This is a genomic window from Methanoregula sp. (assembly GCF_023227875.1).
Taxonomy (GTDB): Archaea; Halobacteriota; Methanomicrobia; order Methanomicrobiales; family Methanospirillaceae; genus Methanoregula.
Map to the genome: position 1 here is coordinate 51,197 of NZ_JALOCH010000010.1, position 21,737 is coordinate 72,933.

Sequence of the window (21,737 nt, forward strand, 5' to 3'; positions counted from 1 at the left end):
AAACGAGTGCGCAAAAAAAGATCAGGCTACGGTTTTTTTGGTAAACCGATAAGCCCCCTTGGGTACCGTGATCTCGAAACGTGCGCCCTGGCCGGGTGTGCCGTTTTCAACGATCGTCATGCCGGATAAGGTGAGAAATTCCCGGGCAAAGAACAGCCCGAATTTCCCCTCTCCCCCGGCGATACGGTCAAAGATCCGGGACTTCTGATCAAGGGGAATTCCCCCGCCGGTATCCGTAAAGATGATACACAATCCGGTGGGGTCCTCCCTGCAGGAGATGGAGATGCGGGTGTGCGTCCCCCCGTACCTGATGGAATTATGGATAAGGTTGTAAAAGACACGGGCGATCAGGGGATCGGCATCAATTTCAAGCCCGGACAGATCGCAGGCTGGCGGTACGGTGTGTTCCTGGCTCTGGAGCGCCATCTGCACCCGGATGGTCTCTTCCAGTGCAATCCAGCGGGAGCGGACCATCCCCATCTGCTGGTAATCCTTGGTGTTTTTGATCAGGTTCTGGATCGTCCCGAGGATCTCCAGCTGTTTTCCCATGAAGTCGATCTGTTTTCTTTCATTTTCTGGCCTCCGGGATAACTCGATATATCCCCGGAGTGCCGTTACCTTATTCTGGATATCCTGGTACGTGACCTCTGTCATGAGGGCGAGTTTACGGTTTGCCAGGAGGATCTTTTCTTCTGCCTCCCTGTGGAGAGCGATCTCGTCTTCCAGGGCCTTCACTTTTGCCTCCAGCTTGCGGAACAACACCTCGTTATACTGCCGCAGGCTTTCCATCTCATCAAGGGTAGGTTCCCTGGCATCGGGCCGGCCCTGCCCGAATTCCTCGATCACTTCACCGACAATCCGGCTCATGTCTTCGGGTTTCTGCGGTTTGAGAATAAACCGGTCTGCCCCGAGGCTCAGGGCAAACTGCTCGTCTTTTGGATCGGTATAGGTTGCGGTATAGAATATGAACGGGATATGTTTCAGCCGCTCGTCCGCCTTCCACTGCCGGCAGAGCTCGAACCCGTCCATCACCGGCATCAGGATATCGGCGATGATCAGGTCAGGCGGCCTGTCCCGTGCCGCATCCAGTGCTTCGGCGCCATTGCGGGCGGACTCCACCAGGAAATGGTTCCCTTTGAGAATGGACTCCAGCAGGTACAGGTTCTGCGGATTATCATCAACGATCAGGATTCGCGACATGCACTCCACACCGGAAATGGCCAACACCTCCTGTTTACTGAATTGTACGGTAAATGTTTCGGATTTATAAAAAATGTAAGGGTCCAATCCAATGAAACCAATACCTAAAAACCCCCGGGCCAAATACTATCCGGAAGATACATGCCGGATGAACAGGACTGCCGGCAGTGCGGGAAGTGCTGCGAGAAGTGGGGGTGGGACCAGTCGGGGATACCGGAGGATCTCGTCCCGTGGATTGCCGAGAGCCGCACCGACATCCTGCAGCATGTCTCGGTCACGTTCCGTGACGGGAGCCGCTCGACCGGACGGGATCTTACTGCTGCCGACCTGCCCCGGGTCGCCCGCATCTATTACTGGGTTGACCCGCAGGGAAGGAAGCTGACGCACTGCCCGTTCTTTTTCCGGGCAGAGGACGGCAAGGTGTACTGCCGCATCCACCTGGCCAAGCCTGCCGTCTGCATCGGCTTTACGCCATGGAACGAGGGCATCCGCGACTATGCCCTGAACTGCCCGGCGTGCCGGGACACTGCGCCGTAGAGCGGGTTCGCCCTGTATGCCCTTGCGGTAAAAAAAGAATTCAGTTGAGGAGCCAGATCGTCCCGGTCAGGACCGATGCAAAGGCGGTCCAGCAGAGGTAGGGCACGAGAAGCCAGGCCGCAGCCGGGTTGATCCTCCTGAATGCGAATGCTGTTGCTGCGATGAGCGCGAACAGCACGAGAACCTCCACGAATGCCACGAATATCAGGTGCATGCCAAAGAAGATGATCGACCAGGCGAGGTTCGCCGCAAGCTGGGCCCCAAACAGGATCACGGCGTACTGTACCGACCGATCAGCAATACCATCCTTTACGACAAGCCAGAGCGATGCCCCCATCAGGATGTAGAGGAGTGTCCAGGCCGGCCCGAAGATCCATGCGGGCGGGTTGAACGAAGGTTTCTGGAGCCCGGCATACCAGCCGGCGATATCCGGCATGGTGAAAAAAGAACCAATGATCCCGATACCAAGCGGGATGGCGATACAGAGGATGACCAGTCCCGTGGAACGGGCAGAAGGGAATTGCATCGATGATCAGGAAATGAGGGGCGCGGGAGGTGATGAAGGTTGGGATGGTATCATTTCATCCTCCGCGGAATGGCGGTAGGATGGTATACGTACGGTCACTTTCTCTCAGCGAACCGGTACGTACCTTTCGGCACGAACATCTCGAAGCGTACGCCCTTCCCTTCCTCTCCGGTCTCCTGCAGGGTAATTCCCGTAATGGAGAGGATTTCACGCGTAAGAAACAGGCCGAGGCCGGTGTTCTTCCCGTACCCCCGCTCAAAGATCTTCTGTTTCTCTTCAGCAGCAATGCCAATCCCGTTGTCCGAATAGATGATCAGGAGACCGTTGTCCGCCTCTTCGTAATGGAGCGAGATGCCGGTCGCGCCCTGGCCATGGATGAAGGTGTTCTCACTCAGGTTGAAAAACGCCTTTTCAAGGAGCGGATCGGCAAAGATCTCGAGGTTATCCACCCGGATATCCCGCGTGACTTTCAGCGAATCAAGGTGGGAGATCGCGTACAGGAAGACCTGGTTGACCCCCTGCCAGCGAGGGGGATGCACCCCCATGTCCTGGTAGTTCCTGGTGAAGTTTAACGAACTGACGATTTTGTGGATGAGGAACGCCTCTTTCTCTGCATAGGATGTTACTTTTGTCTCGTCCCGGTTGTTGTTTGCCAGCTGGAGGTATGCCGAGAGCGCGAAGACCGTGCTCTGGATGTCCTGGAAGATGACCGTGTTCAGGAGGCCGAGTTTTTTCCGGGCCTGCTCGAGCGCTCTTTGGGCCATCTGGGTCTCGCTGATATCCCGGACAATGGCAAGGACATGGGGCTCCGTTTCCCCGCGTTCATTTACCGACTCGATCCTGCGCAGGCGGACTTCAACCGGGAATTCCTCGCCGTTCTTCCTCCTGCTGACCCATTCAAAGTCCGCTTTACCTGTCTCAAGTGCTGTCCGTATGTGTCCCATAGCCCTGTCAGGCCCATATCCCCGGCCACTCATCGTCTCGGGGTCTGCCGACAGTGCTTCCTCGCGGGTAATCCCAAAGGCCCTGAGGACATTTTCATTTATATCGATAATACGTCCGTCCCTGGCATGGACAAAGATCAAATCCGGTGATCCCTCGTAGATCGCTTCAAGATGCGTTTTCGTAATCCGGAGCTCCTGCTCCGTTCGTTTCAGTTCATCGTAATTGCGCTGCAGTTCCTCTTCAGCCCATTTCCGTTCGGTGATATCCCTGACAATGCCCAGCACCGCATCTTCATGGAGCGCCACCATCCGTGCCTCGTACTGGCGCGTGCCATGAGGGTGGGAAAGTTCATATTCGAACTGCTGGAGTGCTCCCGTTTCCAGCGCCAGCCCGATATGCTCCATGATCGCCGCTGCCGGCTCTTCCCCAAACCCCGTGTCCCGGATATTTTTACCAACGATCTGGTCCACGGGCAGGGCAAGGATGCCGGGGTCCGGTACATTGAAATCACGGTACACCCCGTCCCGCGAGATGACGAACATCATGTCCGGGATGGCGTTGAGCAGCGTTGCATTACGGTGCTCGCTCTCCCTCAGTTTCTGTTCATTGGTGCGGATCTCCTCGTAGTTTTGTCTCAGTTCCTCGTCGTTCCGGAACAGGTCCTCGTAGGCTGCGTGAATTTCCCGGTTCTTCTCTTCAAGCGCCTGCTCTGCGGTAACACGGTCCGTGATATCGACAAGCGATGCAATGCTCCGGGTTGTCCCGGGGATCATTGCCACGTAACTGATACAGTGCCTGACCTCCCCCTTACGGTCAATGAACCGGAATTCATAGGTGTCGGGTGCATGTGCGGGAGCGTTACGGCGGTCGTCATGATACTCCTTCATGCGTTTGAGGTCGTCCGGAACAACGAACTCGGTCCAGCGGTGTTTTCCTTCAATCTCGCTTACAGGATATCCCGACAACCGGGCAAAACCTTCATTGGCCCGGCTGAGGGTGGTATCATTTTCAATGATGACCGATGCCGAACCGGTCGTGTTGAAGACCGTCCGGTAAAACATCTCGGATTCACGGAGGGCCTGCTCCGCCTTCCTCCGATCCGTGATGTCACGGATCGCCACCTGGACGGCAGGCGATCCCTCCCATATGGTCGGAATTGCGGCCACTTCGACATCGAACATGGTTCCGTCACGGTGCAGGAACGTTTCGTGCCGGGGCATCTGGGCTGATTCCAGTGCGCCGGCTGACCGGTCTGCTGCAACATTCCGGTAGTCCGGGTGGACCCAGTCGAATATGGACCGTCCCGTCAGATCGGATGCGCTGGTGCAGCCAAACACCCTGACCGCGGTCTGGTTTGCGTACACGATGACACGGTTCTTATGGATCACCACAGCATCAAAGGTATTCTCCATGAGGTTCCGGTACTTCTCTTCACTCTCCCGCAGATCATGCTCCTTGGCACTCAGGTCTTCGTAGTTCTGCCGCAGTTCTTCTTCGCTTGAAGCAAGCTGTTCATTTGCGGCATGGAGTTCCTCATTCTTTCTCTCAAGTTCCAGGACTTTTTCCCGGAGTTCGGGATAGTAACTCTTGCGGAGCGATGTCTCTCCAAGACCGATGATCTTGTCCCGCTGCTCCTGCCAGTCGGGCTTTTCGTCAGAGTGCTTCTTCATAGATCCGTTCGATATCGTGTGCTGTCGGCTGACGGGGGTTTGTTGCCATGCAGGGATCCTGCAGCGCATTTCTGGCAAGTGTCGGGATCTTCTCTTTTGTCACGCCCAGGTCGCCGAGCGTTTCAGTAATACCGAGGGTCTCCCGCAGGCTCCTGATGCCTGCGATGACCTTCTCTTTCCTCTCGTTTGAGTGGAGTCCCGAAAGGTCCGCACCCATCGCGTGCCCGATCGCCTCGTACCGGCCCGGGCATGACGGGAAATTGAATGCCATCACGTGTTCGAGCAGCAGGGCATTGCATTCGCCGTGGGGGAGGTCCGAGAACCCGCCGAGGCTGTGGGCCATCGCGTGGACGGCCCCGAGGCTTGCGTTGGAGAAGGCGAGTCCGGCACAGAGGCTGCCGAGCATGGTCTGGTACCGGTGCCCGGTATTCTTGGGGTTCTTGCAGGCCGGCAGGAGGTGGGCCTGCATCAGCCGGATCGATTCGAGCGCATGGATGTCCGTTACCGGGGAACTGGCATTGGAGACATAAGCCTCCACGCTGTGGGTGATCGCGTCCATGCCGGTATAAGCGGTCAGTTCCGGTGTCAGGGTGGTGAGGGGCAGGGGGTCGATGAGGGCAATGTCGGGCACGATCTTCTTACTGATGATCGCAATCTTCACCCGCCTGTTTGTGTCGTTGATGATGGCGAACTGCGAGACATCAGCCCCGGTCCCGGCCGTTGTCGGGATACAGATCACCGGGGGCGGGGGGACAGCGATCCTGTCCACGCCCTCGAATTCCAGGATGTTCTTTGTGTTCGACGAGACGATCCCGATGCCCTTTGCGCAGTCCATCGGGCTGCCCCCGCCCACTGCAACGATGGAGTCACAGCCGGATTCCGCGTATATCGCTGCCCCTGCCATGACTTCCGTGTCCCGCGGGTTTGGTGATACGCTGGAAAAGACCGTGTGAGCGATCCCCTCCTCATTGAGGCTGGCAGTCACGTCCCTGACCCATCCCTCGCGGATGATATTGGGCCCGGTCACGACCAGCACGTGCCGTGCACCAAAATTTTTCGCGTACCGCCCGGTAAGGAGGCGGGCATCCGACCCGATCACAAATTCAGGAGCAACGAATTTCCTGAGCTCGAACCTGTCTCCGGTCACGATATTATCCCTTTTTATTACAAGTCTTAACACGGTATCATTATATTTTAAGATTTGGACGATAGCCGTTGAAACGAAAAAAGGCTGTACGTCCGTTTGTACACCGGACCACATGGGCCCGGAAAAAAATGTGTTCAGGATTTCCCGCAGGGCAGGGTAAGGTAACGGAGGACGCGTTCCATGACCACCGGGTTCCGGGGCAGGTTGATGTGGCAGTATTGGCCGGCTTCCGGGAGGGGGGTGCCGTTTTCCTGCACTGCCGGGATGATGTCAAGGGAAATACCCGGGAGAGCGGATTCCCCGTGGGTCACGATCCCGTCTCCTTCAAAGGTGGTCCGGTACCGGCCGTCCGGGTCCTGCTCCCAGGTCCTGCCCTCAAAGAGGGGGAAGAATGCCGGGTCTTCGCCGGGATTTGCGGTCACGATGATCCGGTACGTGATGTCCGGCCGGATGCCGGCTGTGCGGAGCCGGTGCATGACCGGACTCGCGGGCCTTACGTCATGCACAATCCTGTCAGCAGACGGGTCATACCCCTTCGGGACAAAGACACCGGTCAGCCGGTTGATGATCTCCTCTCCCCGGGCCGGATCGAAGAAGAGCTCGGCGAGCGCGGAACCATTGTTGGGCGGGCCGAGGCCGATCAGCTGGCGGGCCTTTGCCGTACGCAGCGTGCCGTCCAGCACTTCGAGATAGTAGCGGGCGATACAGGTGCCGATCGAGTGGCAGACAACATCGACGTTTCCGGTGTACCCGGTCTCCTCCCGTTTGTGCCGGACAAATTCCCCGATGGCTTGTGCGATCTCAGGGACCGTCTCACCGGCAAGACTGGTATGGTCGAATTTCCAGACCGGGATGTTGGCCTGTTCGAGCAGGGAACTGAGCCGGTTCCAGATGCCGGGGTGGCTGTTCCAGCCGTGCACAAGAAGCACCGGGATCCTGTGGGGGGAATTATCCTTTATCATAGTCATCGGTTCGTCAGGATTCGTGGACGGGGCTGTTTTGGCCCGAGTTACATTTACTGTGGCCGGAGCGCTGACGCATCCGGCAGTTATCCTATTGTACACCTTTTTTACCCAAGATAACCTTTACTAGATTACAGGAACAGCTATGGCAATTGACTGGTACAAGGAATTTGTCGACCTGAAGTACGAGCCGGCAAACGACGATCTCGTTGCCCTCTTCTATTTCGAACCCGCCGCAGGTGTCAGCGGGAAGGAAGCAGCAGGACGGATCGCTTCGGAGAGTTCGACCGGGACATGGACCACGCTCTTTACCATGCCGCCGCGGATGAAGGCCCTGCAGGCGACTGCGTTCGATATCGAGGGCAACGTGGTGAAGATCGCGTACCCCCTTGAGCTCTGGGAAGAGGGCAACGCGGTCCAGCTGATGAGCGGGATCGCCGGCAACATTTTCGGGATGAAAGCGGTGAAGAACCTGCGGCTGATCGATATCTCCCTGCCCCCGGCCTACCTGAAACATTTCAAGGGACCGCACTTCGGCAACGAGGCGATCCGGAAGATGATGAAGGTCCGGGGCCGGCCGCTGACCGGCGCGGTGCCCAAGCCCAAGATCGGCTTTACCGCTAAGGAGCACGCGGAGGTCGGGTACGAGACCTGGATGGGCGGCTTCGATTTCGTCAAGGACGACGAGAACCTCACCTCGGTCTCCTTCAACCGGTTCGAGGACCGGGTCAAGTACATGACAAAACTCCGGGACAAGGCGGAGAAAGAGACGGGCGGGAAAAAGTCGGCGTTCCTCAACATCACCGCGGACGTGGAGACAATGAAGACGCGGGCCGACATCCTTGCAGCGAACGGCTGGAACTATTGCATGATCGACGTGGTTGTCGCGGGGACCGCGAGTGTCATGACCCTGCGGGACTACTGCTCGGACCTCGGGCTTGCGATCCACGCCCACCGCGCCATGCACTCCGCGTTCACCCGGAACAAGAAGCACGGCATCACGATGCAGTTCCTGGCGAAACTGATGCGGCTCATCGGCGTCTCGCAGATCCATACCGGCACCGCGGTCGGGAAGCTGACCGGCTCCCGGCGCGAGTCGGTTGCCCTTGCCGACCTCCTGCGGGAGAAGAAGACGAAGGCGGTGGACGGGATGCTGCTCGAGCAGGACTGGGGGAAGATCAAGAGTGCGTTCCCCGTCTCGTCGGGAGGCCTTCATCCCGGTCTCGTCCCGGACGTGATGGACATCTACGGCACCGAGATGGTCCTGCTGGTCAGCGGCGGCATTCACGGCCACCCGAAGGGCACCCGGGCCGGTGCACTGGCGACCATGCAGGCGATCGAGGCATGGCAGGAAGGCGTGACGCTCGAAGAGAAGGCGAAGAAGGCAAAGGAACTCAAAGAGGCCCTCGGCAAGTGGGGGCACTATAAGCCGGTGTGATGGCGGGAGTTTTTTCTCTAAATTTTTCCGGTCCTTGCCGCATTTTTTTAATTTTTCGCGCTGAAAATTTTCCGGAAAAATTTCAAAAAAATTCCGGAAATTTTTCCCGGATTGTTTCAATAGAACAACCTACCCGGAATATATATCCCCATCATCGCGCAGGTATACATCGATATCTTTCCTGATGAGCTGGCCAGAGATACGATAGGGATTTTCTTTCTGTAATCGGTTGATAAGATCAACCGCTCCGAGTGTTACCGGTATACCGATCCTTTTTCCCTCTTCAAAAATGAGGGCGGCTGAATCGAAGAGGTCGGATCCTTCCTTTAAGGTACAGAGGAAGCGGGCGTCAAGGGTATAATAACTGATCATGGTGTTGATGGCGAGCTCGATATTCTTCCAGGCACGGTGTTCTATTTCCATGATGTTCTGGGGGGAGGTCCCGAACAGGCATGCAATATCTACCTGAGACATTCCTTCCAAACGGAATCGCAATACCACCATTTGCCGGTTTGTGAGCAGTCTTGTTTTCATGGCAGTCTGATCCTGGCGGGACCCGGGGGTGGTTCTCCCTACTGAACCTTGGCAATAAACAGGAGTCCGTGCGCACGATAAAAATTTGGTTCTGAATGTACGGGATGCCCAAAAATCGTGGGGGGATGTGGTTTGGGAAATTTTTCATGGGAGATGGGCTTTTTTATCAATAATGACTGAAAAAATCTGGATAATCAGCGCCCGTATCTCTTATGCGCCTGCTCGATGGTCATCACAAAATGAACCTGGACCAGTTTTGCTTCTTTGTCAATCGTGTAGAATGCCGTGTACCTTCTGCCAATGTGTATCCGGTACGAGATGATTCCCCCGGGCAATACAAGTTTTTCTTTATCCCCACCTTTCCCGGGCCAGGGACCGGCTGCCAGCCGGTCAAGAGTAGTAACGATAATCTGTTGATCTTTTATTGGCAGGAGATCGATAAACGCCCGGGCTTTTGGCCCGACAACCACGGTAAAACTCAAGGGTACCAGATCCGATTATCTATGCTGGAAGACCCTGGCGTTTGTTCCGGATATTTTTAACGCCGGTATGTCCCCCGGCTGCAATTCTCATATTTTTATGTGTCTTGATCTCTGAAAGGGGAATAAAATCTCCTTCATCCAGGGATTGCCGGATATCATCCAGAAGCCGCTGTTTCTTTTGCAGTTCGATCATTTCCATGAGGATGTCATCGTAGGTCTGCCCGGCCCTCCGCAGCTCTGCAAGGTCTTTCCAGACAGGTTCGGACACGGGTATCCGCTTGGTAAGTGCAGTCATATACAATATTGTAACTATTGTAAACGGATAAATCCTGCGATAGTTCAGGTCCTATGTCACCGGGCACGTGAGGATGCCCAGGCCAAGTGTTGTGGAGAGCGTCATTCCCTGCCGGATTGCACTTTCCCCCCGTCGTCTCCCGCCCGGATCCTCCGGCTCCCCCCGCGTGCACCACTCCCGGGATCAATTCTGGTTTTACCTGTTTTTTACGAAAGGCCGGGTCTTATCCGCAGCAAGGTGTCCATCCGGTTATCCCGGCAGGGTTCCGCTGCGTTTTTAAAACGACCGGAAAACACAGCTTGCCGTTCTCCGGCTGCTTCAGGATGTCTCTCCGGTAAACGGATTATAAATGTCGAGCCCGGCGATATCCCGGAAGTCCTTTTCATTCCGGGTGATGAGCGTGAGATCTTCCGTCAGGCAGGTTGCTGCGATGACTGCGTCTGGAATCTGTATCCGGGTTTTCCTGCGGATATCAATCACCGAGTCTGCGATCTCATCGGTGAGAGGGATCACGGTTGCGTGTCCGATAAATTCGAGCTCCCGGGAAAATTCATCCTGCGAATATTTCTCAAACCCGAAAAATTCGATCTTTGTGATTATCGAAATGTTGAATGATTCCTTCAGAATGTGTTCAATCCTTGGGATCTCCTGAACCGGAAGCGTGTCCGCAAAATAGTAGATGAGGATATTGGTATCGAAGAGGTAGCGTTTCACACCCGTTCCCATTCCTGACGCAGGGCCTGGAGTTCCCGGTCGATATCGATCCCGAGGTTCCGGTAGATCCCCCTGTACCGGGCCGGATCGAACGGGCTTGTATCCGGCGCAGTATTTTTCCGGCGGGATACTTTCTGCCAGAGGGATATCGGGACGATGACGCTGGTCTTTCTTCCCTGTTCATCATATACGTACTGGACCTGCATGACGTACCTTTCAGAATATACTGGATTCTTGCGATAATTATATTCTTGGTTTGGGAACCGGTCCTGCCGTACAGCGAATGTCCGGTTGTCCCCCGGGGTACTGCTGAAATCCTGCCCGGAAATCCCGTGGAAAAATAGTGCCGGCCTCCGGAATGTTCTTGTCTATTGCGTACATGAATATCGATCCGCACCGTACCTGGGAGATCGTTGAAGATGATCTCCCTCCCTTTGAGGTACAGATACGGCTACTGCATGGTTCTTCCTGATATATAAGTAATAAAAAGAATTTTTATATATCTATTGTCCTGATGGACGTATCCGGGACTGAAGCTGTTTTTTTAGTCCCGGCAGCTCGTCCTCAACCACTTTCCAGACAGCATCCCGGTCGATGCCAAAATAATGGTGGATAAGGATATTCCTCATACCGATGATATCCGACCACGGGATACCCGGGTTTGCCTCCCTGAATTCCGGGGAGATCCCCCGTACTGCTTCCCCGATGATCTGGAGATGGTGGATCACCCATACCTGTGCCATCTCGTCATTGTAAAAATAATCACGGCCCCGGACTGCAACCTTTCCAATCCGTTCAATGGCTTCCATGATATCCAGTACGCTCACGATCGTCTCTCATAAGGCCCGCGCTTCACTCAGTACCCGTGAACGTATCCGGTCCCGGAGTCCCGCTTCAGTTACAACATCAACCGGCCGATCAAGCAGGAGGGTAAGATCCATGGCAAGACCCCCGACATCGAGAAGGCTCCGGTCAGGATCCAGATCGATCAGGAGATCAATATCGCTGTCTGCCCGGGCTTCGTTCCGTACCACGGATCCAAAGACCCGGATATTTTTTGCGCCCCTCCGCTGTGCAAGCGAGAGGATCTCCTGTCGTTTCCTGATGAGGATAGAATAGATATCGGTTTCCGGGTTCATGTGTCTTATACGTACATTGGTGCCGGGTCTATAAATTTTATCCCGGGCAGTTGAGGGGGTGTGGAGAGCGTCATCCCATGCCGGATTGCACTTTCCCCCCGCCGTCTCCCACCCGGATCCTCCGGCTCTTCCCAATATCCTTTCCCCGCTACACTGTCCCGCTCCTCCCGCAATCTGGCGAATATACCGAAACCGAAGCACGCAGTTTGTGGACATTTTGTAAACCACGAGTCCTGCATTCCATTTCCCTTCCTGCGGTCTTTACAGGGACAGCACTGACAACATACTTAATTGCCCGTGATCGATAACGTATCCGGTTGAGAAGAGATGGCAAATTATCATTTCACAGTCACCATCTGGGAAGAAGATGGCGTATATGTATCAAAGTGCGTTGAACTGGAAGTGGCGAGCTGTGGCGATACGCCCAGAGAAGCGCTTGAAAATATCCGCGAGGCGATCGATCTTTACCTGAAAAATGCACGCGAATACGATATGATCGGCGATATCGAACCTTCCATCTCGTCCCTGGAAAAATTTACCTCTGTTATTGAGGTCGAGGCGTGAGACTCCCCCGGGTACCCTGTCGAACTTTGATGAGGCGCGGGCTGTCTGATACTTTTCCGGTGCAAAATTTTAGTATGTAGAGAGGCTAACGATACAACAGGTTATACTATGTCGTCATCCTGTGAGTCAGTGGAAGAGAAGATCCGCAGGCTCCCGCCGGATCTCCGGAATAATGTGCTGGACTATATCGATAATCTTACCCGGCAGGCGGAACAAAGGGCGACTGGAAAATTCAGGTTCGAATGGGAAGGGTGCCTTGCCCACCTGAAAACAAAGTATACCTCAGTCGATCTCCAGCATAAGGCGCTGGACTGGTGGACCTGATGTACCTGGTTGACACCAATATTTTTCTGGAGGTTATGTTAAACCAGGAAAAAGCGCCGGTTGTCAAAGATTTCTTCAACCGTGCGAAGATGACCTCCCTTGCGATCAGCGATTTCTCACTTTTTTCCATTGGTATTATCTTTGCACGGGAAAAGAATGCAGGGCCTTTTTTAAAACTGGTTAACGATGATATCCGTGCCAGCGGCATGCGGGTGCTCTCCCTTCGTCTTGAGGACTTCACCGGCATTTTTGCGAACGTGGAAAAATACCGGCTCGATTTTGACGATGCATACCAGTACACGGTAGCAGAGCGTAACGGGCTCTCTCTTATCAGTTACGATAAGGATTTTGACCGGACTGACCGGAGACGGGTTTTTCCTGAGGATCTGTTCAGGGACCGGATCTGACACGATAGGAGCCCGAGCCGGTTTTTGGTTCAATGACCGTCCCGCGTTTTTCCATTTGTCCCCGTTCCTCTTTGCATCGGCAGGTCCCGCCCCGCCGTTCCCTCTCCCGCTTCTTCCCATCCCCCACATAACCCTTTCGCAGCTGCACCTTTCCCGGTCCATCCGTCCGGCTCCTGCCGACAGAATCCCGCCAGGAATTTAAATCTGATAATCCGTGCTGGTAACGGCAAAAAGAATGTACGTATGGATGCCACCGAATCAGGTATTAGACCACTCCATCATCTGATTATTATTGGGACGGATGAATACGGAGTGTTTGTTGTCTCTGATTCCCGGTTCAAAGGCTGCCGTACCGGTTACTGACATTCAAATTCATCGATACATGGTTCAAGCGTTGCGATGAGATGTGGGATGTCCTCTTTAACCGTGTCCCAGATCTCGTCAAGATCCACTTTGCCATAAGAATGGATGAGCATGTCCCGCATCCGTGCCATGGACGACCATTCGATTGACGAGAACCGGCTTATTGTCTCCGGGGAGAGCCGCTTCGATACCTCCCCAATCACTTCAAGGCACCGGATAACTGCGTACTGGCCCTTGCGATCCGAAAGAAAGGATTCCCGGGTCTGGTTCTTCGTGAACTCGTGTGCGTCCTTTGCCATAAGGAGAAGATCGAGAAGATAGGCATCGTCACGCGACATAGACCGGCACCATTGTTGAAAGGATCGTTTTTTTCCGTATATGATTCCGGCTCCGTTCTACGGCATGCCGCGTGATGAGATCGATACGCCTGCCAAAAACCCGTTCCAGTTCTTCCTCCATCTTCGCAAGATGAAGAAGGGTATGCACCGAGCCGGGTGTAAAATCCACCACGATGTCGATATCGCTTTCCGGGCGGAAATCACTCCTGAGGACAGAGCCGAATACCTGGAGTTCGCGCACGTTCCACTTTTTACAGAACTCCGCAATCATTTTTTCCCGGCTCATGATGAGTGGATTCATGGCAGTTGTACTCCCGGATTTCCCTGCGCGGGAGGGAAAACTCTCCGGTTTACGGTTTTGAACGCTATCCGTTTATAGATTCCTGCTCTTGCAGCATCGGGCCTGGCAACCGGTGAGAGGAAGTCTCTTTCCTCATGTTCAGTATACATTGCCGCCTGGTTATTCTGCCCGCCCCGCCGTCTCCCGCCCGGATCCTCCGGCTCCCCCCTATAATCCTTTCCTTCGTGGCACCTCCCCGGTACTAACCGCGCGCGGTCGCCGGTCACTGGGCAATCCGGTTTAATATATTGTACAGATTTCTAAAACGTACAAAATTATTTATTTTTTTAATAATGGAAAAATATATTATATAGGCGGGTAAGTCTAAGCCATTAACAGTTTGTAAAAATCAATTGCAAATTGTTAACGCTCGCGGGGCGGTGCCCTGCGTGGAGGAACAGAAAATGGCAAAAGGAAAAGAACACAACAACAGGCTCTGGTGGATGGCCTCAGCGGTCGTCCTCCTGTTTGTCGCGCTGGCGGTTGCACCGGTGGCGGCGAGTAATGTGATCTACACGAACACCGCGCATAACAACAACCATACGTATATACCGATGGCAAATCCCCCCATTCAATATAGTAGTACATATCTGGGTGACCCGTACTATTACGTCAACCTGACGAACACCACCGGTGGATTGAATGCGATCCACATTACGAACGATATCTCCGATCAGGTGGGGGCCTGCTATGAATCTCCAGATACACCAAATCCAGGTACATTCTATGTATCGGATACTGGTGGACGGGGCGGACAGCAGGATATCATCCTCCTCATAGCGATCAATAGTACTAACGTAACTGATATCACTAATTTTAACGTTGATGTTAAAGAGCATGGTTACAGATGGTTAATTTCACCAAAAAGTGGATCGCCCCCGGATTATCCAAACATTACATATGTGAGTCCCTCAATTGACGTGACATTGAATGCAGATAATTACTTGGAAAATGATTCCGTAGATTTATTCCAGAAATGGAAATTTGCGCCAACTGCAGATTATCCTGTCTACTGTGGTCAGGATATGGGAAGTACCAGCAAATTGTTCAAGTTTCTCGCAGTAGATAATAAAGTGGGAACAATCAACGGTACCTGGTATAATCTTACCTATCCTACTGCTCCGACCCTGACCAACAATGGCATGACAAAGATCGAATACAACATCACGAGTGGACCATCATCAAATGCAACAATTGCCTTCAATGTCTATGCATATAACAATCAAACACTGCCCCAAAAAGTAGGGGGATCATTACCCCCGGCTATCAACTGGCTGAACAGGGTACGAACTTATGATGATCCTGATGATGGAACATATAGCGGGTGGAAGGTAACAGTCTAATCAAAAAAATAAAATATCAACCACGAAAGCCGGCTTCCGGCAGCCAACCTTCCCTTTTTTTAAGATATTGAGTGGTTAACCTCATGGTTAAACGTACCTTCCGGAAATCCGGTTCCCAGTATTGATCAATTAAAATAATTTAATTTTCAGAGAAATCAAATAAAAACATTTTACACATCTCCCGGAAAATATTCATAATATGAATAATAAGGGACGCTCACTCCCGGATCGATGTTCCTTCCTTGGGAAGAATAATCCTCATGGATCCCCGGCACAGGGAAATATGCACGTCACACAACTGTTTCCGGCGCTATGTACACACCTAGGGATTTTCCCATTTTTACGGACAGATCATCCGGTTGTCCTATGAATCTGCGGGATCTCCGGCTCCGGGCAGGAGTTCTTATCCTGTTCCTTGCCCTGTTGATTGTACCTGTCACAGCCAACCTTGATAGTTCCCCATGGCCAAAGTTCGGGTATGACCTCCAGAATACCGGCCAATCCCCTTATGTGGGGTCACAGACAGGAACGCCAAAATGGTCATACAATGCCAAGACGACTTATGACTACCATAGTCCGGTTATTGGATTCGATGGATCCATTTATCTTGGGGATGATGCATGGAATCTCGTTGCGATAAATTCTGATGGTACCTTAAAATGGAAAGATGCCTATAAGAGTTTCGGTTGGAAAAATATCCGTGGACCTGTAGCATTAGGGTCGAATAATATCCTTTATTTCGGAAATCAGGACGGATTTATCTATGCAGTAAATGCAAAAAATGGAGACAAAATATGGAAAACTACTACCGCTACAGATGCACAAATTTTTGGCGGTCCGGCGATTGGTTCAGATGGTACAATCTATATCGGATCCGATGCCCTCTACGCTTTCAATCCCCGAGATGGATCCTTAAAATGGAAAAACACCACCGGGACAGCAAATTATGCTACCCCTGCGATTGGATCGGATGGTACCATCTATATCGGAAGTCAGACCAATCCTACATTCTATGCATATAATCCGGATGGAACTTTAAAATGGAGTAATACCTCTGCATACGTTACAGGATCTGCGGCAATCGGATCGGATGGCACCATCTATGTTGGAAGCAATGGAGATGGCAGGGTCTATGCATGGAATCCGAATGGTACCCTGAAATGGAACAATACCTCCGGACCCCTTACATCAGGATCGCCTGCAATCGCGAACGATGGAACGATCTATGTTGGTGGCAGCAGTGTTGCCCTCTCTGCATGGAACCCGGATGGAACCCTCAAATGGACGTACGGTAGTGGTCAAGTTTATGGATCGCCTGCGATAGGTGCTGATGGAATAATCTATTTTAATTGCTGGGATTCTCATTCTATCATTGCACTGGATCCGGATGGATCATTAAAATGGACATATCAAACAGGAAATACAATTACCAGTTCACCTGCAATCGCTGCAGATGGCACGGTCTATGTTGCATCTCGTGATAAGTACTTGCGCGCATTCCCGGGCGTTGTAACCTTCATCGCTGATCAAACCACCGGTCCCGCTCCTCTCACAGTCCAGTTCACCGGCACATCTGTGTTAACCGATAATTCCTGGCACTGGGATTTCGGGGACGGCACGACATCGACCGAGCAGAACCCCTCGCATATCTATAACGCGGGTGGAACTTACACAGTCAACCTGACTATCACGTCAGGTTCCGGCGGCATTAACACACTCGTCAAGACAAAATATATCAGCGCATATTCTCCCCCGACAGCTGCGTTCACGTCAAATACGGTCGCTGGAAAAAGCCCGCTGTCTGTCACGTTTACCGATCAGTCAACCGGGGCGCCGACATCATGGCTTTGGGACTTCGGGGATGGTACCACTTCAACCAGCCAGAACCCGACCCATCCATACTCCACTACAGGGTCAGATACCGTCACGTATACGGTCAACCTGACAGCAACCAATGCAGCAGGCAGTAACATTACCAGCAAAACTAGCTATATCACGCTGTACTCCACTGCGCCGATTGTATCATTTACCGGATCGCCAAGAACCAGCGGTATAACACCCCGCATTGTCCAGTTCAACGATACCTCGACCCTCTCGCCATACGAGTGGAACTGGTCGTTCGGCGACGGGGAGTGGTTCAACACAACTGATTCCGCGCTCCGGAATGCGAGTCATCGCTATGCCAATGTTGGTTCCTACACGGTCAACCTCACGGCAACCAACGCCATTGGTTCGGCCAATGTCTCCAAACCCGGTTATATCAATATCGTGACGCCCGGGCCCATAAATCCGGCCTACCCCTACCTCTATGTTTCAAATGACGAGGGTGTCAAGTTTGATATAAACGGGACCAATCCCACCTGGGTTCCCAATACCTACTCTTTCGCCACGATGGGGGGAGTGAACGCCCTGCACATTTCTTCAGGAACTTCTACTTCGGATGTAACCACCACCACCAGCCAGTCCGGTACATTCTATTTCACCCATACCGGGGGACAGCCGACCGTGCCCGAGGGGATCCTGATGCTTGCGGTCAACGGGACGATCCCTGATGATTTCAGCGTCCATATACGGTCGAGCGGGGATAACTGGACGCCTCCCGGTCCTGCCTATTCTAATGGGGGCTTACCGTCAGTGTGGAATTATGTCGAAGGCGCCGTAGACCAGACATTCACGAAGGATGATTTCATTTACGGCCCGCAGAGCTGGAAACCCGATGGATATCCGATCTATTACGGGGAGGACGAGGCCGATCCCATCAACCAGTTCCGGATCATGTTCATCGACCTTTATGCCGGGAAAGCATACGACAACGTCAAAATAGAATATGAGTTCCACAACCTGACAAGTTTCGCTGCATTCAATGCGTACGGGTGGTATCTTGCCAGTAACCATGGTACCATGATCATGACCAATGATGTCCTGGGGGGCTCCACCTATGGTGCCAGTGGGTATATGGTCACGGGAATTCCGGCAGCGCCAGTTGCCGGTTTTTCACCAAGTACGACCTCCGAATATAATCTTGTTCCCATCCGGTTTATCGACACGTCGGCAAACGTCCCGCAATCATGGCAATGGGACTTCGGCGACGGCACGCACTCGACCGATCAGAATCCATCTCATGCGTATGCCTTAGGAGGTACTTATACGGTAAAACTTACGGTAACGAATATAAAAGGTACTTCTTCAACAACACAAGTTATCAACATCACCGTTCCTCCCCTCCCGGTTGCGAGTTTTACCGAGGATGGTACATCAGGAAGGTCTCCGCTTGCAGTCCAGTTCAACGATACCTCGACCAATTCCCCGGTTGCCTGGCTATGGGAGTTCGGGGATGGCACGAACTCGACAGAGCGGAATGTAACTCACTGGTATGCGCCCGGGACATATTCTGTCAACCTGACCGTTACAAACGGTGGTGGTACCAATAGTCTCGTGAGAACCGAGTACATTGAGGTATCTTCGAATGGAAGAACAAACCAGTTCGTCAATCCGGGTTTTGAATCAGGAGATCTGACCGGGTGGACTTCAGGAACATCCACATCCGTTTCCTCTACTCAAAAGCATAACGGGAACAATGCAGTATACTTCCCGGTTGCCCACCTCTCAACCACTCATGTTGCACAGCATGTTGATCTAACAAATATCACCAAAATATCGTTCTGGGGATACCAAGATGGTAGTATGGATAGTACGACGTATCCTCAGTATTTCTACACCTCTATCGATGGAGTCCAAGTACAGACAAATACCTTGGCTCATACTTGGACACAATATACTGTTCCAACATCAGGATATACGGGCGTTCACTTGGTTCAGGTAACATTCGATAAATATGGTGTGGGAATGGCTTCCTACATCGACGACTTCTGCGCCGGCTCCGGGACCACATGCAGCGGTGGCGGCACCCCCACAACCGCCCCAACCGCCTCCTTCACCGCAACCCCGGTCAACGGCAAAGCGCCACTCACGGTGACCTTCACCGACACCTCCACCAACACCCCGACGTCGTGGGCATGGGACTTCGGCGATGGTGGCACGTCAACGGCAAAGAACCCGGTCCACACCTACGGTTCGGCCGGCACTTACAACGTCAAACTGACCGCCACCAACGCGGGAGGAGGCAACAGCAAGACAATGACCGGCCTCGTGTACGTTGCCGACGCCACCGGGCCGATCCCCAACTACAACAACACGTACGTCCGGGCCGCCAACCATGACGGCATCCGGTGGGACAGTAACAACAACGGCACGTATTACCTCCCCTCCGGATCCGGGGGCCTCTCCGCCATCCACATCTCGACCGATCTCTCGGATGCTGACGGGCAGGTGACCGTCTCGAACAACCAGGCCGGGACCATCTATGCCACGAGTTCCGGATCGTACCAGGACGAGGTCGTCCTCCTGCTCGCGGTCAACTGCACGCTGCCGGACAACTTCGCTGCAAGGATCAAAACCAGTGGGTACACGTGGACACCGGTTGAAGACGCCGCACCATCCGCAGGCAGTTACACGTACCAGTCCTCTGCCCTCGACCAGACCTTCACGAAGAGCGACTTCTTCTACGGCCCGCAGAACTGGAAACCCACGCAGGGCAACCCGGACTACCCGCTCTTCTCGGGTCAGGACATGAACAGTTCAGCCGAGCAGTACCGGCTCCTGTTCGTCGACACCCGGGCCGGCCTGCTGAACGATAACAGCCTCACCAACAAAGGCGCCGTGAAGATCGAGTACACCTTCACCAACCTGCCCGACAACGCCCACTTCAATGTCTACGGCTGGAGAACCGGGGATGGCATGGGATGGACCAACCCGCTGACCGGCACCGGCAGCAGCGGGTATACCGTGATCTCGCCGCTCGTGGTGATCCCGCCGGTCGCGGATTTCACCGCCAACCAGACCGTTGGCATTACACCGTTCAATGCCCGGTTCCGGGACACATCGCTGAACACCCCGACCAGCTGGTCCTGGGAGCTCGGCGACGGCAAGACATCCGACGAGAAGAACCCGGTCCACACGTACACCTCTCACGGAGACTACACGGTCAAACTCACCGCAACCAACAGCAAAGGCTCCGATACCAAGAGCAAGACAAACTACATCACGGTCAACGATCCGCCGGCCCCGGTCACAAGCACGTTCACTCTCACCGGGGTCACAACCGGCACGAGCGGTTCCGCACAGACCGTTGCCCTCAACATCACCAACTCAACGATGTTAAACAACGTCGTCACCGTAACCAACGTCAGCAGTACCTGGGACCACCTCAACATCACGCTCGACGCAAGTACGGTAAACGACAACAATGACGGGAACGTGACCGGCACAGTAAAGAGCGTCGAGGCCGTTGCCGCGAATGTCAGCGTCCCGCTCGCCGAGATGGGAACGCCGAACGTCACCCTCACCCTCAACCTGTCGAAGCTCCCGGGCGCCGACTCCTCCATCACCAGTTCCGTCTCCTCAGATCCCGAATCCGATCTCCAGAGTTCGTTTACGCTGGCAGCAACCACGGAACAGAAACAGATCGTCGCCACCGCGTACACGGTCAAATTCACGAAGGACAAGATCCAAAACGCCGCCACCACCACGGACGGCATCATCCGGAGCGCCACTATCCGGATGACCGTCAGCCATACGTGGGTCGAGAACAACGGTGGCGTGGATAATATCTACGTCATGCACCGGTCGGACGAGGGAAAGGTCACACTCATCAAGCCTTCCCACGAGGGTATCGATCCTTTCGGCAACGACATCTTCACCGCATACTCCCCGACCGGTCTCTCGATGTTTGTCCTCACGGCAGTCACGGACATTCCCCCAACGGGCACGCCCAGTTCCTCCTCCAGGAGCAGTGGGAATACTGCGAGCGCTGATGCTGCGGCCCGCGAGAATGCCGCATTCCTCGCAGCGATGATCGCAACACCGACCGTCACATCCACGCAGGCGGTCACCGCCACATCCACCGAAACACCGGTACCGACACCGACTGCCAAACTCAAAGTCAGGATCACCCCGTGGCCGACCCAGTCGGCACCAGGTACTCAACAGAATGGCGATGGCAACGGGAATGTCGCTGAGCCCGCCACGGTAACGGGTAGCAGCTCCGCGGTCCTGAATAACCCCTGGATCCTCGCTGCCGAAACCATCGCCGCTATCGGAATCTTCAGCATGGGGATTGCCGGGTACATCAAACGCAGGAGACGACAGCGCGACCCGCTCAGGTGGGAGTACCGGAAGTGACCGGAACCACCCCGGTCCTTCCCGGTTTCGCGGTCCTGGTGAAACTGATACTTTCATAAGAAAGCCGGGGAGGAGAATGTCGAACGTCATCGGACGTGAGACCTGAGATCTGTTTTACGGACCTCCCTCAGAAAAATAAATTCGTGACCCCCCCTATCCCTCACCAAAAATTTTAGCTGAGCCCCTTACCCCCTCGCTAATTTTTTTTTCTGACCCCCTCCACCCCTCA

At 53.8% G+C, this 21,737-nt stretch carries 21 protein-coding genes; 7 read left to right on the top strand and 14 right to left on the bottom strand.

Annotated features, from left to right (window positions below; translation table 11 throughout):
• Positions 1-21: 21 nt before the first annotated feature.
• A complete protein-coding gene (locus M0R30_RS10950; protein WP_292546796.1) occupies positions 22-1,200 on the bottom strand; it encodes a response regulator in 1,179 nt (392 codons plus the stop codon).
• Between the two features lie 141 nt (positions 1,201-1,341).
• On the opposite strand from M0R30_RS10950, the gene M0R30_RS10955 reads away from it, so the two are divergent.
• On the top strand, positions 1,342-1,737 hold the full coding sequence (locus M0R30_RS10955) for a YkgJ family cysteine cluster protein (protein ID WP_292546798.1): 396 nt from the start codon (positions 1,342-1,344) through the stop codon (positions 1,735-1,737).
• Positions 1,738-1,777: 40 nt separating this feature from the next.
• Here M0R30_RS10955 and M0R30_RS10960 read toward each other — a convergent pair whose 3' ends face one another.
• The 4 genes from M0R30_RS10960 to M0R30_RS10975 form a co-directional block, all read right to left on the bottom strand.
• Complete coding sequence (locus tag M0R30_RS10960; RefSeq protein WP_292546800.1) at positions 1,778-2,263, bottom strand: TspO/MBR family protein; 486 nt, start codon at positions 2,261-2,263, stop codon at positions 1,778-1,780.
• A gap of 95 nt (positions 2,264-2,358) precedes the next feature.
• Positions 2,359-4,878 (bottom strand): PAS domain S-box protein, encoded by a 2,520-nt coding sequence (locus tag M0R30_RS10965; RefSeq protein WP_292546802.1) that lies wholly within the window; start codon positions 4,876-4,878, stop codon positions 2,359-2,361.
• Positions 4,862-6,025 (bottom strand): alcohol dehydrogenase-like regulatory protein ErcA, encoded by a 1,164-nt coding sequence (gene ercA / locus M0R30_RS10970; RefSeq protein WP_292546804.1) that lies wholly within the window; start codon positions 6,023-6,025, stop codon positions 4,862-4,864. Before ercA ends, M0R30_RS10965 begins: the two co-directional genes overlap by 17 nt.
• A 134-nt stretch (positions 6,026-6,159) precedes the next feature.
• Complete coding sequence (locus M0R30_RS10975) at positions 6,160-6,954, bottom strand: alpha/beta fold hydrolase (RefSeq protein WP_292546806.1); 795 nt, start codon at positions 6,952-6,954, stop codon at positions 6,160-6,162.
• Positions 6,955-7,132: 178 nt separating this feature from the next.
• Between M0R30_RS10975 and rbcL the strand changes: the two genes are divergently transcribed.
• Positions 7,133-8,425, top strand: a complete 1,293-nt coding sequence (gene rbcL, locus M0R30_RS10980; RefSeq protein WP_292546808.1) for a type III ribulose-bisphosphate carboxylase — start codon at positions 7,133-7,135, stop codon at positions 8,423-8,425.
• A gap of 129 nt (positions 8,426-8,554) precedes the next feature.
• On the opposite strand, the gene M0R30_RS10985 is transcribed toward rbcL, so the two are convergent.
• From M0R30_RS10985 to M0R30_RS11015, 7 genes are all read right to left on the bottom strand, one after another.
• Positions 8,555-8,959: a Tfx family DNA-binding protein gene (locus M0R30_RS10985; protein ID WP_292546810.1), complete on the bottom strand. Its 405-nt coding sequence runs from the start codon at positions 8,957-8,959 to the stop codon at positions 8,555-8,557.
• Positions 8,960-9,153: 194 nt separating this feature from the next.
• Positions 9,154-9,441: a hypothetical protein gene (locus tag M0R30_RS10990; RefSeq protein ID WP_292546812.1), complete on the bottom strand. Its 288-nt coding sequence runs from the start codon at positions 9,439-9,441 to the stop codon at positions 9,154-9,156.
• A 19-nt stretch (positions 9,442-9,460) separates the two neighbouring features.
• Entirely contained in the window at positions 9,461-9,736 is a 276-nt protein-coding gene (locus M0R30_RS10995) for a hypothetical protein (RefSeq protein ID WP_292546814.1), read from the bottom strand.
• A gap of 318 nt (positions 9,737-10,054) precedes the next feature.
• Entirely contained in the window at positions 10,055-10,450 is a 396-nt protein-coding gene (locus tag M0R30_RS11000) for a type II toxin-antitoxin system VapC family toxin (protein ID WP_292546816.1), read from the bottom strand.
• The gene (locus M0R30_RS11005) at positions 10,447-10,656 is read right to left on the bottom strand and encodes a hypothetical protein (RefSeq protein ID WP_292546818.1); all 210 of its coding nucleotides are present in this window, start codon (positions 10,654-10,656) and stop codon (positions 10,447-10,449) included. The genes M0R30_RS11000 and M0R30_RS11005 overlap by 4 nt, the downstream gene beginning before the upstream one ends.
• Before the next feature lie 297 nt (positions 10,657-10,953).
• Entirely contained in the window at positions 10,954-11,277 is a 324-nt protein-coding gene (locus M0R30_RS11010; RefSeq protein ID WP_292546820.1) for a HepT-like ribonuclease domain-containing protein, read from the bottom strand.
• 9 nt (positions 11,278-11,286) lie between these two features.
• Positions 11,287-11,589: a nucleotidyltransferase family protein gene (locus M0R30_RS11015; protein WP_292546822.1), complete on the bottom strand. Its 303-nt coding sequence runs from the start codon at positions 11,587-11,589 to the stop codon at positions 11,287-11,289.
• Positions 11,590-11,916: 327 nt separating this feature from the next.
• Between M0R30_RS11015 and M0R30_RS11020 the strand changes: the two genes are divergently transcribed.
• From M0R30_RS11020 to M0R30_RS11030, 3 genes are all read left to right on the top strand, one after another.
• The gene (locus tag M0R30_RS11020; RefSeq protein ID WP_292546824.1) at positions 11,917-12,153 is read left to right on the top strand and encodes a type II toxin-antitoxin system HicB family antitoxin; all 237 of its coding nucleotides are present in this window, start codon (positions 11,917-11,919) and stop codon (positions 12,151-12,153) included.
• A 108-nt stretch (positions 12,154-12,261) separates the two neighbouring features.
• Positions 12,262-12,477, top strand: coding sequence for a DUF2281 domain-containing protein (locus M0R30_RS11025; RefSeq protein WP_292546826.1), 216 nt, complete (start codon positions 12,262-12,264; stop codon positions 12,475-12,477).
• Positions 12,477-12,884 carry a PIN domain-containing protein gene (locus tag M0R30_RS11030; protein ID WP_292546828.1) on the top strand — a complete coding sequence of 136 codons (408 nt, stop codon included), beginning with the start codon at positions 12,477-12,479 and terminating at the stop codon, positions 12,882-12,884. The genes M0R30_RS11025 and M0R30_RS11030 overlap by 1 nt, the downstream gene beginning before the upstream one ends.
• A gap of 356 nt (positions 12,885-13,240) precedes the next feature.
• On the opposite strand, the gene M0R30_RS11035 is transcribed toward M0R30_RS11030, so the two are convergent.
• Both M0R30_RS11035 and M0R30_RS11040 read right to left on the bottom strand, forming a co-directional pair.
• Complete coding sequence (locus M0R30_RS11035; protein ID WP_292546830.1) at positions 13,241-13,585, bottom strand: DUF86 domain-containing protein; 345 nt, start codon at positions 13,583-13,585, stop codon at positions 13,241-13,243.
• On the bottom strand, positions 13,575-13,886 hold the full coding sequence (locus tag M0R30_RS11040) for a nucleotidyltransferase family protein (protein ID WP_292546832.1): 312 nt from the start codon (positions 13,884-13,886) through the stop codon (positions 13,575-13,577). Before M0R30_RS11040 ends, M0R30_RS11035 begins: the two co-directional genes overlap by 11 nt.
• A 428-nt stretch (positions 13,887-14,314) precedes the next feature.
• Between M0R30_RS11040 and M0R30_RS11045 the strand changes: the two genes are divergently transcribed.
• Both M0R30_RS11045 and M0R30_RS11050 read left to right on the top strand, forming a co-directional pair.
• A complete protein-coding gene (locus tag M0R30_RS11045) occupies positions 14,315-15,268 on the top strand; it encodes a hypothetical protein (RefSeq protein WP_292546834.1) in 954 nt (317 codons plus the stop codon).
• A 366-nt stretch (positions 15,269-15,634) separates the two neighbouring features.
• A complete protein-coding gene (locus M0R30_RS11050; RefSeq protein ID WP_292546836.1) occupies positions 15,635-21,508 on the top strand; it encodes a PKD domain-containing protein in 5,874 nt (1,957 codons plus the stop codon).
• The last annotated feature ends 229 nt before the right edge of the window (positions 21,509-21,737 follow it).